The following is a 15,649-nucleotide window of genomic DNA, read 5'->3' on the forward strand; positions in this document are numbered from 1 at the left end:
TCATGACAACGCGATTATTTAATTTGGAATCTTACGTTGACTGCTGTCAATATGCCAACCAATTTAACAAATCCATAGACAGCTTAACTCCCTCCCCTGGAGATTTACCGAGAGGCTATAAAAACTTGATTAAAGATTATGGCAATTCTCACTATTTGAATCAACCCATTTTTACAGAAAATTATCCGTCAAGGTTGACCCTTCAAACAACAGCAGCGACTTGGATGGGAACCCCGTTATCCGCTGGGGAGACTCCACGACTGTTTATTATTCCCGATACTATCGACTTATTAACTCTTAGTACCAGTCATTTTTTAGCCTCCCAAGAAGCCTATTTATATAGTAGTGCTTATCATTACTGGAATAATTATTCTCTTTGCCAAAAAAGCCGAATAACTAGACCTCTGTTGTTCTTGAATTTAGATAACTGGGTTAGTCGGGAAATGATTACGATTGAAATGAATAATAATATCCCCATTTTGAAGCATCAAACTCCGATTAAACATCAATTTAATTTGAATCCCCTCGACACTTATCAGTCAATATGTAAAGATTTGGCATCAGCAATTTTGCAAAATAATTTTCGGATGTTAGCGAATCAATCACAGACCATTAAACATCTGGCGAATTACTTGCAAAAAGTCGCATTTTTTCAGCAACATATTATCAATCAACAAAATATCATCTTTGTTGGTGAAATCTGGCATCAAGATCGCATTTTTTATAAAAAGGTGACGGTATCTCGCCAGACAATCAGAGAAATTATTTTAAACCGAATCGATTTAACTCAGATTCAAAACCTCATCCAAACTTATCCCCAATATCAATTTGTTTTAGTTTCTCAATATCATCCATTCATCGAATCTCAAGTCCAATCTTTGCTTCCCGGAGTGATTTTTGTTTCTAGCCAGCTTCGAGAATTTGACCGCATTTGGCAATACAAGCAGAATCATGGGTCAAGATTTCCTCTGTTTGGAATTTACCTAGATAAAATCGAGTTTAAGATTGCTATTGAGGGTCAAGAGAGGTGGATTCAACTGACGGAAGGCGATATTATTTCCTATGAAGGGGAATCTCGCGAGTTGATTGGCAAAATCCCGGAACTTGATAATAAAGATACTTTTAGAATCCCCCAAGATAACTTAAATCCGACTCTGCCAATTCGGGTTAATGGCGCAGATTTTTCTAAAAACGATGTTCCCCAAGATTATAGCATTTCTGTGGTGGAAAATGAAGTAACGGAAGATGTAGAGGTGAGGATAAAATTCACCCTCAAACCGGGGTCGTCTCCCCTGCTGGAAGTTGAAGATATTAACAATAAGTATAACATCAAAGCGGAGTTAACTAATCGAATTGTTACGGTCAGATACTATGGTTATATTCCCTATCTGAAGTTGAGTCAAACCCGTGCGGAAAAGTCGCAAACGCAAATAGAGTTATTTAGATATAATAGCGATCGCTGGCAAAATTTACAAGACTATTTACAAAAAGTTATCACTAAATTGGACATAATTTTCCAAAACAACAGACCAGTGACACGCAGAAAATACGAAGAATTAACCCAATTACTATCTCAAATTACCAGTATTTTGCCCAAAAAGAGTTATAATCTCGATGTTCTTCAATATATTAATCCAGAAGAATTGACAGAATTAACACAAATTCTCGGAGATTCTCGATGGCACAAAATGACTAATATTCTTAATATTTACCCCACTGATTTTAAGGAAAAAATAAATTGTGTTAAAATTTTTAAAATTTGTTTAATATGGGTAGGAAAGCTGTATAAATTTTCTCCATGTATTTTGTCAGATTTTTATTTTAATCAATCCCAAGAATCGCAAATTATAGAGGATACAAGAACAAGCATTAACTATGAATATTTCCTTTATTTGGCGAGAACTGCTATAAATGAATCCCGACAACAACGATATTTTAATTTATTGGATAATTCGGAGCGATTCACTAATGAAGGATATATGTGGGGTTATGGTCGAATTTTGCTATGGTATTTTAATTTCCAAGATTCGGGTCATATCTTAAATTATCGCAATCATTTTGGGAAAATTTTAGAGTATTTACGGCAACAAAACCCCAGTTGTTTGAATATTCAATATAAGCAAAATGTGTTTTTATCTCTCTCGTATTTGTTAGGTTTTAGGGAATTTGATAGAAGTTTTTGTCAACCCAGTTCCCAGGAGTATAATTTGGCTGAACAAGTGATTACTAGGTTTGCAGATGACCCGATAAAGTTGAATCAGGTGAGCAGAGAAAAGTCACTGAATCAAATATTTGAAGAGTTGCTTAAAGGACAATCGACGGAAACAGATTGTAATAATTTGTTGCAGGGTAGTTGAAAAGAATATGGCGTTTTTTAAGCTAGTAAGATGCGTCAGATTGAGATAATTTAGGATAAATAGAAACGCTTTCAACCTTGACGCACCATCCATCATTTATATAGACTCATACCTATGTTCGCAAATTTCACCATAGCGACAGGTTTGGCAGTTTTCTCGTGATGGTTTGGGGGGATAGTATCCCTCTACTATATCTCGAACTATGCTTTCTGCCTCGTGGGCAGTTTTGGCTAATATTTCCGGTGAAAAAGAGTAGCATTTTTTATGGCGTAAATAGGCAATATGTGCCTCGGAACAGTTTAAGGCTTTAGCATAAGCCCATAGTTGTAGATTATGGTGTTCTGGGCGCATGACTTTATCGGTTTTATAGTCTAGCACCCAATTATCCCCAATTAAATCGGCTACGCCATTAAAGGTAACCCCTAATATATCTAATTTTAACTCAACTTCTCGCTGATTTTTGGGGTCTATGAATCTTTTAAATTCTTCAGTATTATCAAACTCTTGGGCGAGGTAAATCGCCTCCCTGAGTGATTGTTCATTACTGCCATTGTTGGCGAATTTGCGGAGTTGATCAATGTCTCTGATATCATATTCTAAAGCGTTGTGAACTAACTGACCAATTATCATGCCTTGATTGGCTTCTTCTGATAAGCCTGGATGTCCGAGAATATACATGAATTGAAACCTGGTTGGACAACGTTTATATTCACTTAAAGAGGTTACAGGAAGTTCAAATAAACCAGAAGTCATCGCGTTGGTCAGTAGGGGAGGGTTAATGGCTGGAGGTGGGGGACTTGGGGGGACTGGCGGGATGATATCATCACTATTAATTTCTAGGGTGGTTATGGGAATATTGGCGGCTTGTAACCCTAAGTATAATTTATCTAAATAATTACCTTTTTCCTGGGGGGCGGTTAATAAGATATAATCCCGACTGCGAGTTAATGCTACATAAAGTATTCGCAAGGCTTCGGCTTCTTCTCGCTGTTGACTTCGATATTTTAACCAGTTGTAAAGAACTGGATCTTTCATGTTTTGGTCGTCGTCTTTACAGCGGATAGCAACACCATATTCTGGGTCAAAATAAACGGGTACTGATGAGTTGGGACTTGGGCGGCTGAGGTCGGCTACAACTACCATCGGCCATTCTAATCCTTTGGCGGCAAAAATGGTCATTAATGATACTGCATTGCTGGTATTAATGGGGGGACGTTCTACGGTTACGGCTTTATCTTTTAGGCGCTTGAGACGGCGAACTACTCCGAATAAATCATCGGTTCCTTGTTCTAAAATTTGCACTAATTCTCGAAATCCACTAAAGTCGGCTAGGCGACGATTAGAGGCTGGTAAATTGGCGATTATGGCTGTATATCCTGTTAATTGATCTGCTATTTGTAAGAGGCGAGATGGTGGCTCAATCTGGCGTTGTTTGAGCAGTGTTTTTAAAGTATCGATCGCCTTAGCAAATTCGGCGGGTGACGCAGTGGTTAAAATTTGCCACCAACTGATATTTTCTGATGTGGATTTGTGGGATAATTGAGATTGTCTACTAACATTGAATAAAAGGCGATCGCTAATGGCAAAAAAGGGACTTCTTAACAGGGCTACTAATGCGATATCATCTCCAGGGTCGGCTAAGAATTTTAGCAGTGACCAAGCATCTTTAGCTTCTTGGGTTTCTAATAGGTTTCCACCTCCTGAAGGCGCTAAGGGTATTTGGGCGGCGGCTAGGGCTTCTCCATAACTGTCTAAGGGTTCCCAAGTGCGGGTTAAAATAGCGATATCGCCTGGTTGAATAGGTCTTAATTGTTGAGTTTGTTTATCAAATACTGGGATTTGATTATCTAACATTTCTTTTAAGGTTTTAGCAATCAAGTTTCCTTCTGCTATCCGTCTTTGATTAATATCAGTTTCGGCGGTTTTAGGTATCACAAATACTTGCAATGTTTCCCTAGGGGATGGCGGGTCAATGCGGACAGCTTCCAAGTCTTGTCTTAAATCTCCTAATAACGGAGAAAATACCTGATTAATTTGATTGATTAATTTCTGATGAGTCCGGAAACTTTGATTAAGAATTATCTCATCTCCCTGATGATCAATAATGCGTTTTCTAAATTTATTAAAAACCCCAATATCTGCCCGCCTAAACCCATAAATTGACTGTTTTTTATCCCCCACTATAGTTAAATCTCCTGTCTGGGTTAAAAGTTCTAAAATTTCCCCTTGAATAGGGTTGGTGTCTTGAAATTCATCAACTAAAAAGCTGCGCCAGCGTTGTTGATAATAGAGTTGAATCGTGGGATTATTTTGTAATGCGGTCAATGCGCCAATTTCTAAATCTGCAAATGTCAAAACTCGCCCTTGCCATTTTAACTTTTGTAAATGGTCTTTAACTTCTCGGTAGGCTTCTTTTAAGGCGGCTAACATTTCGGCTAGTTTGTGGTCGGCTTCCCCAACTTCTGCATTGATTAAATTTTCGTTGAGAGAAGGTTTAACTAATTCTTCTCGTAAGGCTTTTAAGGCATCTTTAACAGTTTGTATATTTTCCCCCCAGTTTTTTTTGCTACCATATCTGATATCGATTTTATATAAAACTTGCATATTCTCCGAGATATTATCACCGTTTTCTAGGGATAATATGGCGCTAACTGTCCCTTGTCGGATGGCTTCGAGTTTGTCTTCTGGTTTGCCAATATTTGACGTTAAAATGTCTTTTAATTCCCGCCATTGGGGATGATTTACGAGGTCTTCTAAGGCGCGATCGCGCAATTGTTGGGCTAACTCTGACCAGTCTATTTGTTGATTTAATGACCTTTCTGCCATCAAGGGGTCATCTAATAAGGTTGCCAAAATTCGCGATAATAAAGAATAAGGTATGGTTTCAAAAACCTGAATAGGCAATTTAGATAAAGCAGTTTCTAACCCTTCATAAAGCCAGATTTTGCCTTCTAAATCTTCTAAAACTTGGAAGTCAGCAGCAACGTTAGCCGCCTGGGGATGTTCGCGACAAATACGACTAGCTAAAGCGTGAATTGTACTAATGGGGGCGGCTTCTAATTCGGCTAGGATATCGGGACGGTTAGGAAGTTGTTGCCTTACCTGTGAACGAATACGCGATCGCAATTCCTGGGCGGCTTTTTCAGTAAATGTAACCGCCACTATTTCCAAGGGAGAAAGTCCCTTTTCTACTAAATAATATAAATACCTTTCTACTAACATATAAGTTTTGCCAGTCCCCGCCCCGGCTGTGACGATAATACTTTGAGGACTGGTAGCAGCGGCTTGTTGTTCATTGGTTAAACTCATGGTTAATTAATCCTTACAAATTGACGAAAAATCTGGAATTATTTTGATGATTTTTGGCGACTTAGACGGTTACCCTTACGACAAACAGAGTCAAATTCACAATATTGGCAGACTTGCTGTTTCTGGTCTGGCGCTACTGGATAATTACCCTGTTGTAGGCGTTGTTTAACCTCCTCGGCAAAGGCTTCTAAAATGGCGGGTTCGGTTAATTTCGCCTTTAAGTAACGCTGTTTGTTAAGAGAATACAACTTGACATCTACCTCTGGGACTTCGTTAAAGTTTTGGGCGATCGCCTGTTGATATAATGGCATTTGAATATTGATTTTGGCTTTTCCAGAATCATCTTTAATTCCCAATGGTGAGCTACTGGTAGTTTTATAGTCTAACACTAATAGACCCGTGGGGGTGCGATCAATGCGATCGACCCTAGCAATTACCTTTAACCCATACCATTCAGCATCAAAGTAATTTTCACGACTAATAATTTCGGCATTAGCCTGCAAAAAATCTTCAGCTTGTAAATTTAATTCTAACATATTTAAACCTTCTAATCTGCGCGCTTCCCAACCTATAAACTTGTCAAAATTCACATTTTCTTCAGCTTGTAACGCGGCTTCTGCCTGAGATAATGCTTGGTTAATATCTTGTATGTCTAACCGCCTTAAATCCGTTTGAGTTTTGATGTCTTTTAACAAAATTTCTAAGCAGCGATGATATAACCGACCTCGGAGACTGCCAGTGATTTCTGCTTCCGCTTCCGATGGTTCTTTTAAGCATAGTAAATAGGTGGCAAACCACTTAAACGGACATTGACCTAATGCCGTTAATTGCGATGCACTAAAAATCCGATTTTGATAATCAACTCCTATGCCAATAACCCCATCATATTCATCAGGAGATTCGCCACTTTCTCGGCGCTGTTCAACTTGCCAATTTTTGATGATATCATTAACTATAACATCATTAGATAACTGGTCTGGCTGCTGTAAGTAATAGCGTCTAGCTTCCTCAATACTGGCTAAATTTAATAGGGGTGGGGGAGTTGTTTCTATTCCTAAACGGGTAGAATAAGGACTAGGTAACAGCGGTTTTTTGTGATGCTGTTCGGCACAAGAAAAAGTCAAAAATTTTGTGGGTATTCTTAATAGTTCATAAAAACATAATTCATTCCGTTGGGCGATATCTATAGCCGTTTCTAGGGTAATGTTGAATTGAGATAGTCGCCGGGATTCGTAAAAGTCTAAAACTGGATCATTTTCAATGGCTGCGGGTAGGATACCTTCCTGAAAACCGATTAAAAAAACATGGGGATAACTCGCACCCTGTAGAGATAATGGGGTGTGAACTTCTATCCCTCCTTTTCCTGGTTGCATGGGGACTTTTAGCTTGGTGATTATCTCTAAAATATCTTGAAAAAACTCTTGTCGATTAAGGCGATCGCCATCAAGTTTTGATAATTCCAGCCAAGCTGTTTCTAGTTGATTAAAGGCGACTATCTCCCGAGACCATTGGCTGCTATTTTTGCGGATATCAAAGAATTTTAAAACTTGTTTGATCCGGTCTACCCAATTTGGTAGGGTATCGCTTTGGGGGAATTTTAATAATGATAAATTTAACCCTAATTCTTCCCATTCAGCTAGGTTATTTGGTCGCTTTTGTCGCGCTTCTAACCATTGTTTATATGTTAAATATCGGGCTAAAGGATGATGCAAAAGTTTAGCGGTAGACTCAAAGGGAAAATTATTTTCGATGACTTCTATCAATAATGCGATCCAATACCCCAGGCGAATATTCCGCAAGGGAATTTTATAAAATAATCGCAGTGGTAACTGATATTCCCAAGCAATATCTAATAATAAAGGCGCATAGGTTTTTTCATCCTGGGTCACTAGGACAATTTTACTGGCTGAGACTCCATCTATTATTAACTGCTTAACTTGGGAGAGAACCCCCCTAATTTCTGCCTCTAAATTTGGGTAAATATGGCATTGGACTTTATGGGGAAGTTCCCCTTTACCCAAAAAGCAGTTTTGCAGTTTTTCTCCTAAGCTAAAGTTATCATCATTTTCCTGATAATTGACCTGCCATCCTTTACTCTCTAAATAGGCGATCGCCTCTCGATTTTTGGCAAAAATTTCCTCTGTTCCTGTCGGTAAAACCCAGATGCTACCTTCCCCTGCTACTAGGTTAATAAATTTTACCTGATCAAGTTGAGGTTGAAAATAACCATAAATTAATAAAGTTTGTGCTGGAGTTGGTGCTTGGGTTTGATAATTAATGGCTTCCCAAAATAATTGATCCTGGTCAATATAGCCCTGCTTTTGTAATTTTTGTTTATAGCGATTAGTCACTTGGGCTAAATCCCTAATTCTCCGAGAATTATGATGAGTTAATAAGTTTAAGTCTACTCCAGATTTTAAGAGTTTTTGGCGGGAGGGTATTAACATTTTCGCGATACCATCAGGGTCATTACTGTTGATATTCTCAGCCACAATGCGCCGCCAAGTTCGATCCATAGTTAACACTGGCGCTATGGTAATTTCATGATTATTTATAGTTTTGATAGCCAGCTTGTCTAAAGATTTATAAGGGACTTTTAAACAACGGGCTACTGGTTGAGTTGGGGTAATAGTAGTTATTTGTGATGGTAGATGGTTTAAATTGTGGGGATTAACAATAAGCGATCGCATAATTAATTACACTCGTTGACAGTATGATAATTTTACCCATAAGTGGCTGTTCTAGTCAAATAGGTGCTGATGATTGTTAACATTTCCCAATTTTCTGGTAACATTAGTCAAGGCTGACCGTCAAATTGAATGCTGAGTTAATCCCTTGAACTTCCCAAAATGATTAATACTGCGCTGCTGTCAGGTCAAATTCTCCGCCACCACTATCTGATCATTCGTGAATTAGGTCATGGTGGCTTTGGACGCACCTATTTAGCTAAAGACCAACACCGCTTTGATGAGTTGTGCGTGTTAAAAGAATTCGCACCCCAACTCAAAGGTAATTATGAGTTAAAAAAATCCCGAGAGTTATTTCAACGGGAGGCGCAAACTCTCTACCAACTTAAACATCCGCAAATTCCCAGATTTCAAGAAATATTTGAGGAACAAATATGCGGTCAAATTTATATGTTTGTAGTTCAGGATTATGTCCAGGGTTTCACTTGCCGAGAATTACTCAAAGAGCGACTGCAAAAAGGTGAATTTTTTAGCCAAGCTGAAATCACCGAAATTCTGTTAAAATTGCTGCCAGTGTTGGATTATATCCACTCATTAGGAGTTATTCACCGTGATATTTCCCCCGATAATATCATCTGCAGAGACTCTGATGGGTTGCCAATTTTGATTGATTTTGGAGGTGTAAAACTGATGAAAGCGCACATCAATTCCGAGTGGTCTTCTCAGAGTTTACACCCCAGCCCCGCCACTCGATTAGGAAAGTTCGGCTATGCGCCAGATGAACAAATGCAGATGGGTATTGTTTATCCCCATAGCGATTTATATTCTTTAGCGGCGACTTTGTTAGTGTTGCTAACTGGTAAAGAACCTCAACAACTTATTGATAGTTATAATTCTACTTGGAAATGGGAACCATATCTAACTTTAAATCCTGAGTTATATCGGATTTTTCATAAAATGTTAGCACGTCAACCTAGCGATCGCTATATTTCCGCGCGTCAAATTTTACAGGATCTTAACCAGATCTCAATATCTCCTCAACCTATTCCCACTCAACCGCCACCAGAGTCAGTCACCCCTGACATATTACCGCCCCCAAAAAACCAGCCCCCTGTGGCTAATTTTAGTCCTCCTACTGTTCAACAAATAACCAAATTCGAGTTTTCTCCTAGGTTGAAAATGGCGAGTTTAGTCCTGTTGTCAATGGTGGTAATGGGTAGTTTTGGCTGGTGGGTGGGTAATGTTTGGGCCGATCGCTTTTTTGTTATGGAAACAGCCAAAGATGAATTTGGTAAAATGTCCGAACTTGAAAGGATAGAAATATTACGCGATCGCCGTCGCCATTTAGGTGTTAATTATAACTTTTTTATGACTTTAGTCAATGAAGAGTTTTATTTTCGCTACCCCCAACAACAAGGGCGACTATTAACTAATGATCCTGTTGATTTCGTTTGGCGAAAACGTTGGGATCAAATCGCCCATGAAGTCTTAAATGAGTTAGAAACCCTCAGTTATGAATCTCGACAAGGTTTAGGAACCTATACCCAAGCCGATCTAAATAGTTGGATTAGTACAGCCAACCGCCTTAATCTTAGCACGGCTGAACTGTTTAATTTAGCCGATACTCAATTCTATCAACTCTTCCCAGAAAGACGTGATCAAGGCTCCATAGAAGCTGAACCTTTAATTCAAATATGGCGGGGAATTGTTCGCGATCGCCTCTCTAATTGGGAATCAATTAATCGTGAAAGTTGACATGGGCGGCATCAATACATCATCTAAGGCTTGGCGATCGGGTAGAGAAGACTGCGCCCCTACCTGGGTAGTCGATAAAGCCCCCGTTGCCGCCCCCCAGAGAATCGCCTCCTTTAGCGATCGCCCTTCGTCTAAAGCCGCCGCCATTCCCCCATTAAAAGCATCTCCCGCCGCCACAGTATCCACCGCATTAACCGCAAAAGCCGGAACCCAAAAAGATTCAGATTTAGTCGCCCAAAATACTCCCTTAGACCCCAACTTAATTACAGCAGTTTTTACCCCAAAATCCAACATAGTATCCGCAGCTTTTTGGGCAGTTTCTACATTATTGACCGCAAAGCCCACCAGTTGACTCGCCTCCGTTTCGTTGGGGGTAATAATATCCACCAACGGATATAATTGTTGAGGGAAAACATCAGGGGCTGGGGCAGGATCAAGAATTACTCTCACTCCCGCATTTTTAGCCGCATGAATAGCCGCTTCCACTGCTTTTAGGGGAATTTCTAATTGCAATAATAAAGATGTTGCTTCCTCCCATAAAGGTTCTAGTCTCTGCACATCTTCTGGACCAACACAACCATTAGCACCAGGAATAACAATAATCTGATTTTCGCCGTTATTATCTACTGCAATAGTCGCTAAACCAGAATGGGTACAATTATCGCGCAAAACCCCTTCACAACCGACGCGATTAGCTTTTAATCCCTCCAGAAGTTCTTGAGCAAAAGCATCCCCGCCAACTCTTCCTACCATCTCAGTTTTTGCCCCTAACCGCGATGCTGCTACGGCTTGATTTGCACCCTTTCCACCTGCTACCGATAAAAAATTATATCCGGTTAAAGTTTCCCCAGGTTGAGGGAGTCGAGGAGTTTGCACCACTAGATCCATATTGATGCTGCCAAAAACTAAAATACTCATAGTTTGCTGTTAATATTGGGGTGATTAAGGGGATTATTTTTGCTTTAAAATAATCAAGGTAATATTATTAAATATTCGCTGACGACCAATATGCTCAAAAACATCAGAAACAATGGCATTTTTTCTGTCTTCAGATGTCTGTTCATGATGACATAGTGCCACTTCACACAAGCGGTCAATGCCATAATGTTGGCCATAGCTATTTTCCCCCTCAGTAATCCCATCTGTAAATAATATTAGCACATCTTGGGGATTTAGTCTAACCGTAATTTTATGGACAAATTGACTAATATCTGGTTCCAAACCCACAGGAAATCCTAAATCAATGGTATCTATAATTTCTACTTGAGGATCATCACCCGATCGCAGTCAAATCGCTTGTTCATGCTGGCCACTAATTTCTAATCATCCCTGACAATAATCTAACAGCATGAGAGTTCAATTTTGAGCACAATTCATCCGAGCCACATTCTCATAACTCGTCAAGCTGGAGTGACTGACGAATTATCAGAGCAATTTCAGCTACAATATTAGATGTTTCGGATTGCAGCCATCAGGGGGGTGTGTTGACGGTCATGGGTTAATTTTACCTAAAATAAACAGCTTAATTATATCCTATCTAAGATACAGATCGGCTAATTTTCAATTGTAGAATGCGATCGCCAATATCCACTCGAATCGGCATGACAGACAAACGATTACCCCGCCGCACCAGTAACAAGTCATCAGGATCAAATTGCTGTTTGAGGTCGCCAAGAGAAATCATCTGGGGAAATTTATCAATAAACTCTACTCTGACCGTATACCAACGAGGATGGTTAGCCGTAGCTTTCGGGTCATAATAGGGGCTATTTTCATCAAATTGAGTAGGATCAACTATATCAGATTCAATGACTCGCACCAAGCCGACAATCCCCGGAATTTTGGTATTAGAATGATAAAAAAAACACAAATCATTAACTTGCATTTTCCGCAAGAAATTCCTAGCCATGTAGTTACGAACACCATCCCAAATACAAGTTGTATCCGACTGCATTTGGTCAATACTATAAGTTTTTTCCTCAGATTTGATCAACCAATAAACCATTGATCCCAACTCCCGCTGGCCATGATGCTACAATTACTTTAATCCTAGCCGTCTTTCGGAAGCGACTCTCAAAAATTTAATTTTTCTTAATCTAATCTCTAGTTAGAGTTGAGCATCGACTTTCATGGCTGGTATAATATTAATAATGATTTAAGATAAGTCCCTAAAAATCACCCCAAAAAATGATAGTATAGAAAGATTTGGCTCCCACACAATGACTGATAATCAACAGAGTTCCTGCTGTTCATGCAATGGAGACGATCGCCATTCTGATAATCTGGTATCCGAAGTGATACCCCTGGCAATAATCACCGCCATTTATATCCTAGCCTTAATCTTCAACAATTGGCTCAAACTCGCGGTTTGGGGTTGGGGGGAATATATAGTATTAATTCCTGTATATTTACTCACAGGCTGGGAAATCTTAGTCAGCGCCGGAAAGAATATCTGGCGAGGTCAGATATTTGATGAAACCTTTTTAATGAGTTTAGCCACCCTGTGCGCCATTGCTATTAATGAAGTTCCCGAAGCCGTGGCTGTCATGCTATTTTATCGAATTGGGGAAGGTTTCCAAGAGTTTTCTGTGCAGCGTTCTCGGCGTTCAATTAAATCATTATTAGCAGTACGTCCAGACAATGCAAACCTGCTAATAAATGGCGAAATAAAAACCATGTCTCCGCAGTTAGTAAATGTCGGCAGTAGTATTGTCGTCAAAGCCGGAGAAAAAATCCCTTTAGACGGAGAAATCATATCTGGAACCTCCCAAATTGACACTTCACCCCTCACCGGAGAATCCTTACCTCGTGCCGTTAAACCCGGAGAAATAGTCCTAGCGGGAACCATCAATCAAACCGGACTACTAACCATTAAAGTAACCAAACCATTTAACGAATCTTCGATTAGCAAAATTTTAGAATTAGTAGAAAGCGCCCAAAGTCGGAAAGCCAAAACCGAAAAATTTATCACCACCTTCGCCCGTTATTATACCCCAATTGTGGTAAGTTTAGCCATAGCGATCGCCTTAATTCCTCCCCTAGTCAATTTGGGCAGTTTTCAAGAATGGTTTTCGCGGGCATTAATTCTCCTAGTAATTTCCTGTCCCTGCGGTTTAGTAATTAGCATTCCTCTAGGCTACTTTGGGGGAGTCGGAGGAGCAGCCCAGCAGGGAATCTTAGTGAAAGGCTCGACATTTTTAGACGATTTAGCTGCCGTTAAAACCGTGATATTTGACAAAACCGGAACCCTGACGGCTGGCGTATTTGAGGTGACAAAAATCGTCCCTCATCATCACTTTAACGAAGCAGAATTAATCGAGATTGCCGCCCAAATAGAATCCCTATCTAACCATCCTCTCGCCCAAGCAATTCGTGAATACTATGGAGATTCACCTACCGAAACCTTAATCGAAGATTATCAAGAAATCCCCGGCTGTGGAGTGAAAGGCAAACTGCAAAATCGGACAGTAATTGCGGGAGGCGATCGCCTGTTACACTTAGAAAAAATCGACCATCCTCTCTGTGATGTAGGCGGCACAGTAATTCATCTAGCCGTAGACTATCGCTATGCCGGATATATCCTAATTGCCGATAAAGTTAGACCCGATTCTGTGGCTGCTATTGAAGCCCTCAAAAAACAAGGAGTGCAGAAAATAGTCATGCTAACCGGAGATAATCAAACCGTAGCCGATCGCCTAGCCAAAACCTTAAATATTGATGAATATTATGCCGAATTAATGCCCGAAGATAAAGTCAAGCAACTGGAAAAACTACTAAGTCCAGATCATCGTAAAGTTGCCTTTGTCGGAGATGGAATCAATGATGCGCCAGCCATTGCTAGGGCTGACGTAGGTATAGCCATGGGAGGTATGGGTTCAGACGCAGCCATTGAAACTGCCGATGTAGTAATTATGACCGATTCTCCCTCTTATGTCAGTCGTGCGATCGCCATCGGACGAAAAACCCGCCGCATTGTCTGGCAAAACATCGGTTTAGCCATGGGAATTAAAGGCTTTTTTATCATCTTAGGAATTTTCGGACTAGCCAGCATCTGGTCAGCAGTATTCGCCGATGTGGGAGTAGCATTATTAGCCATTCTCAACGCTACCCGCATCTTTGGGAAACCAGTTAATTGATAGCCCTCCACCGCTGAATTGTCATGCAATCAAAACTCAACGATCAGCGGTTTGTCAGATATCTGGCAGAATAGGGAGGTATTAAGTTTAGATGCAAATTGGCTTTTATGTCCCTTATCTCTGCTAAACCAGCTTTACTGGTTCTGATTGATGGTACCAGCTATCGAGGTTGGTCCTTTGGCGCTCCAGGTACAGTTTTAGGTGAAGTGGTGTTTAACACCGGAATGACAGGTTATCAGGAAGTTTTGACTGATCCAAGTTATTGTGGTCAGATTGTCACCTTTACCTATCCTGAATTAGGGAACACAGGAGTTAACCCAGAAGACGAAGAATCCCAAAGACCCCAAGTCCGAGGCGCGATCGCCCGTAATATTTGCACCCGTCCCAGTAACTGGCGTTCTACCCAATCCTTACCCGACTATCTCAAAGAACATAATATTCCCGGCATTTATGGCATAGATACCCGTGCCTTAACCCGCAAACTGCGAACTGTCGGGGCCATGAATGGTGGCATATCCACGGAAATTCTCGACCCCGCAGAATTATTATCCTTAGTCGAACAGGCTCCCAATATGGATGGGTTGAACCTAGTTAAAGAAGTAACTACACCAGAGAGCTACGAGTGGTCTGAGTCCACCGATACAGTTTGGGAATTTAGCCCCAGCTTGGAATCAAAAGACAGCCCAACACCCCCACCCCGTTATACAGTAGTTGCCATTGACTTTGGAGTAAAGCGTAATATTCTACGTCGCCTAGCCAGTTATGGTTGTCGGGTGATCGTAGTTCCCGCCAGCACTCCCGCCGCCGAGATCCTCAAATATAATCCCGATGGCATTTTTCTTTCTAACGGTCCAGGAGACCCGGCGGCCGTTTCCGAAGGTATTTCCACAACCCAGGAGTTACTGAAAAGTAACAAACCAGTATTTGGGATCTGTATGGGACATCAAATCCTCGGTTTATCCCTAGGTGCGAAAACCTTTAAGCTAAAATTCGGACATCGGGGATTAAACCAACCTGCTGGTTTAGAAAAGCGTCAGGTGGAAATTACCAGCCAAAATCACGGCTTTGCTCTCGATCCTGATAGCCTAGCGGAGGATGTAGAAATAACCCATCTGAACCTGAACGATCGCACTGTTGCTGGTCTCAAGCACAAAACCCTACCGCTATTTTCAGTGCAGTATCACCCAGAAGCCAGTCCCGGTCCCCACGACGCTGATTATCTGTTTGAGCAGTTCGTTAAGGAAATGGAAAAAGGCAAGTAATTACCTAGCCAGCCAGGTTATTGGGGGGACAAGCCGATCGCTCGTCCCCCTGTCTCTTGCTAATCTCAAATTTGATCCAACCGAATCAGATACCATAGACAATTATGGCAAAAATGGAATATACTAATAAAGCAGTATATGTG

9 protein-coding genes are annotated in these 15,649 nt (G+C 40.6%); 4 read left to right on the forward strand and 5 right to left on the reverse strand.

The annotated features are described in order from the left end of the window. Positions 1-2: 2 nt before the first annotated feature. Positions 3-2,357 (forward strand): hypothetical protein, encoded by a 2,355-nt coding sequence (locus P5683_RS04800; RefSeq protein WP_315639290.1) that lies wholly within the window; start codon positions 3-5, stop codon positions 2,355-2,357. Between the two features lie 96 nt (positions 2,358-2,453). Here P5683_RS04800 and P5683_RS04805 read toward each other — a convergent pair whose 3' ends face one another. Both P5683_RS04805 and P5683_RS04810 read right to left on the reverse strand, forming a co-directional pair. After that, on the reverse strand, positions 2,454-5,666 hold the full coding sequence (locus P5683_RS04805) for a UvrD-helicase domain-containing protein (RefSeq protein ID WP_315639292.1): 3,213 nt from the start codon (positions 5,664-5,666) through the stop codon (positions 2,454-2,456). A gap of 38 nt (positions 5,667-5,704) precedes the next feature. Beyond that, positions 5,705-8,356 carry a PD-(D/E)XK nuclease family protein gene (locus P5683_RS04810; RefSeq protein ID WP_315639294.1) on the reverse strand — a complete coding sequence of 884 codons (2,652 nt, stop codon included), beginning with the start codon at positions 8,354-8,356 and terminating at the stop codon, positions 5,705-5,707. Between the two features lie 159 nt (positions 8,357-8,515). On the opposite strand from P5683_RS04810, the gene P5683_RS04815 reads away from it, so the two are divergent. After that, the gene (locus tag P5683_RS04815) at positions 8,516-10,108 is read left to right on the forward strand and encodes a serine/threonine-protein kinase (RefSeq protein WP_006624917.1); all 1,593 of its coding nucleotides are present in this window, start codon (positions 8,516-8,518) and stop codon (positions 10,106-10,108) included. Here P5683_RS04815 and rbsK read toward each other — a convergent pair. The 3 genes from rbsK to P5683_RS04830 all read right to left on the reverse strand — a co-directional run bounded on the left by rbsK (position 10,088) and on the right by P5683_RS04830 (position 12,113). Then, on the reverse strand, positions 10,088-11,026 hold the full coding sequence (gene rbsK / locus P5683_RS04820; RefSeq protein ID WP_006624918.1) for a ribokinase: 939 nt from the start codon (positions 11,024-11,026) through the stop codon (positions 10,088-10,090). The genes P5683_RS04815 and rbsK overlap by 21 nt on opposite strands. Before the next feature lie 33 nt (positions 11,027-11,059). Then, the gene (locus P5683_RS04825; RefSeq protein WP_223064703.1) at positions 11,060-11,395 is read right to left on the reverse strand and encodes a SpoIIE family protein phosphatase; all 336 of its coding nucleotides are present in this window, start codon (positions 11,393-11,395) and stop codon (positions 11,060-11,062) included. Positions 11,396-11,645: 250 nt separating this feature from the next. After that, entirely contained in the window at positions 11,646-12,113 is a 468-nt protein-coding gene (locus tag P5683_RS04830) for an EVE domain-containing protein (RefSeq protein WP_006624920.1), read from the reverse strand. A gap of 214 nt (positions 12,114-12,327) precedes the next feature. On the opposite strand from P5683_RS04830, the gene P5683_RS04835 reads away from it, so the two are divergent. Both P5683_RS04835 and carA read left to right on the forward strand, forming a co-directional pair. After that, on the forward strand, positions 12,328-14,244 hold the full coding sequence (locus P5683_RS04835) for a heavy metal translocating P-type ATPase (RefSeq protein ID WP_315641790.1): 1,917 nt from the start codon (positions 12,328-12,330) through the stop codon (positions 14,242-14,244). 107 nt (positions 14,245-14,351) lie between these two features. Beyond that, a complete protein-coding gene (carA, locus tag P5683_RS04840; protein ID WP_006624922.1) occupies positions 14,352-15,506 on the forward strand; it encodes a glutamine-hydrolyzing carbamoyl-phosphate synthase small subunit in 1,155 nt (384 codons plus the stop codon). The last annotated feature ends 143 nt before the right edge of the window (positions 15,507-15,649 follow it).

The sequence above is a fragment of the Limnospira sp. PMC 1279.21 genome, assembly GCF_032349615.1.
Taxonomy (GTDB): Bacteria; Cyanobacteriota; Cyanobacteriia; order Cyanobacteriales; family Microcoleaceae; genus Limnospira; species Limnospira fusiformis.

Bases quoted from the DNA above. Each gene is read 5' to 3' on its own strand.
- P5683_RS04835 (WP_315641790.1), top strand. From the start codon at position 12,328: ATGACTGATAATCAACAGAGTTCCTGCTGTTCATGCAATGGAGACGAT.
- P5683_RS04815 (WP_006624917.1), top strand. From the start codon at position 8,516: ATGATTAATACTGCGCTGCTGTCAGGTCAAATTCTCCGCCACCACTAT.
- P5683_RS04810 (WP_315639294.1), bottom strand. From the start codon at position 8,356: ATGCGATCGCTTATTGTTAATCCCCACAATTTAAACCATCTACCATCA.
- P5683_RS04830 (WP_006624920.1), bottom strand. From the start codon at position 12,113: ATGGTTTATTGGTTGATCAAATCTGAGGAAAAAACTTATAGTATTGAC.
- rbsK (WP_006624918.1), bottom strand. From the start codon at position 11,026: ATGAGTATTTTAGTTTTTGGCAGCATCAATATGGATCTAGTGGTGCAA.
- P5683_RS04800 (WP_315639290.1), top strand. From the start codon at position 3: ATGACAACGCGATTATTTAATTTGGAATCTTACGTTGACTGCTGTCAA.
- P5683_RS04805 (WP_315639292.1), bottom strand. From the start codon at position 5,666: ATGAGTTTAACCAATGAACAACAAGCCGCTGCTACCAGTCCTCAAAGT.
- carA (WP_006624922.1), top strand. From the start codon at position 14,352: ATGTCCCTTATCTCTGCTAAACCAGCTTTACTGGTTCTGATTGATGGT.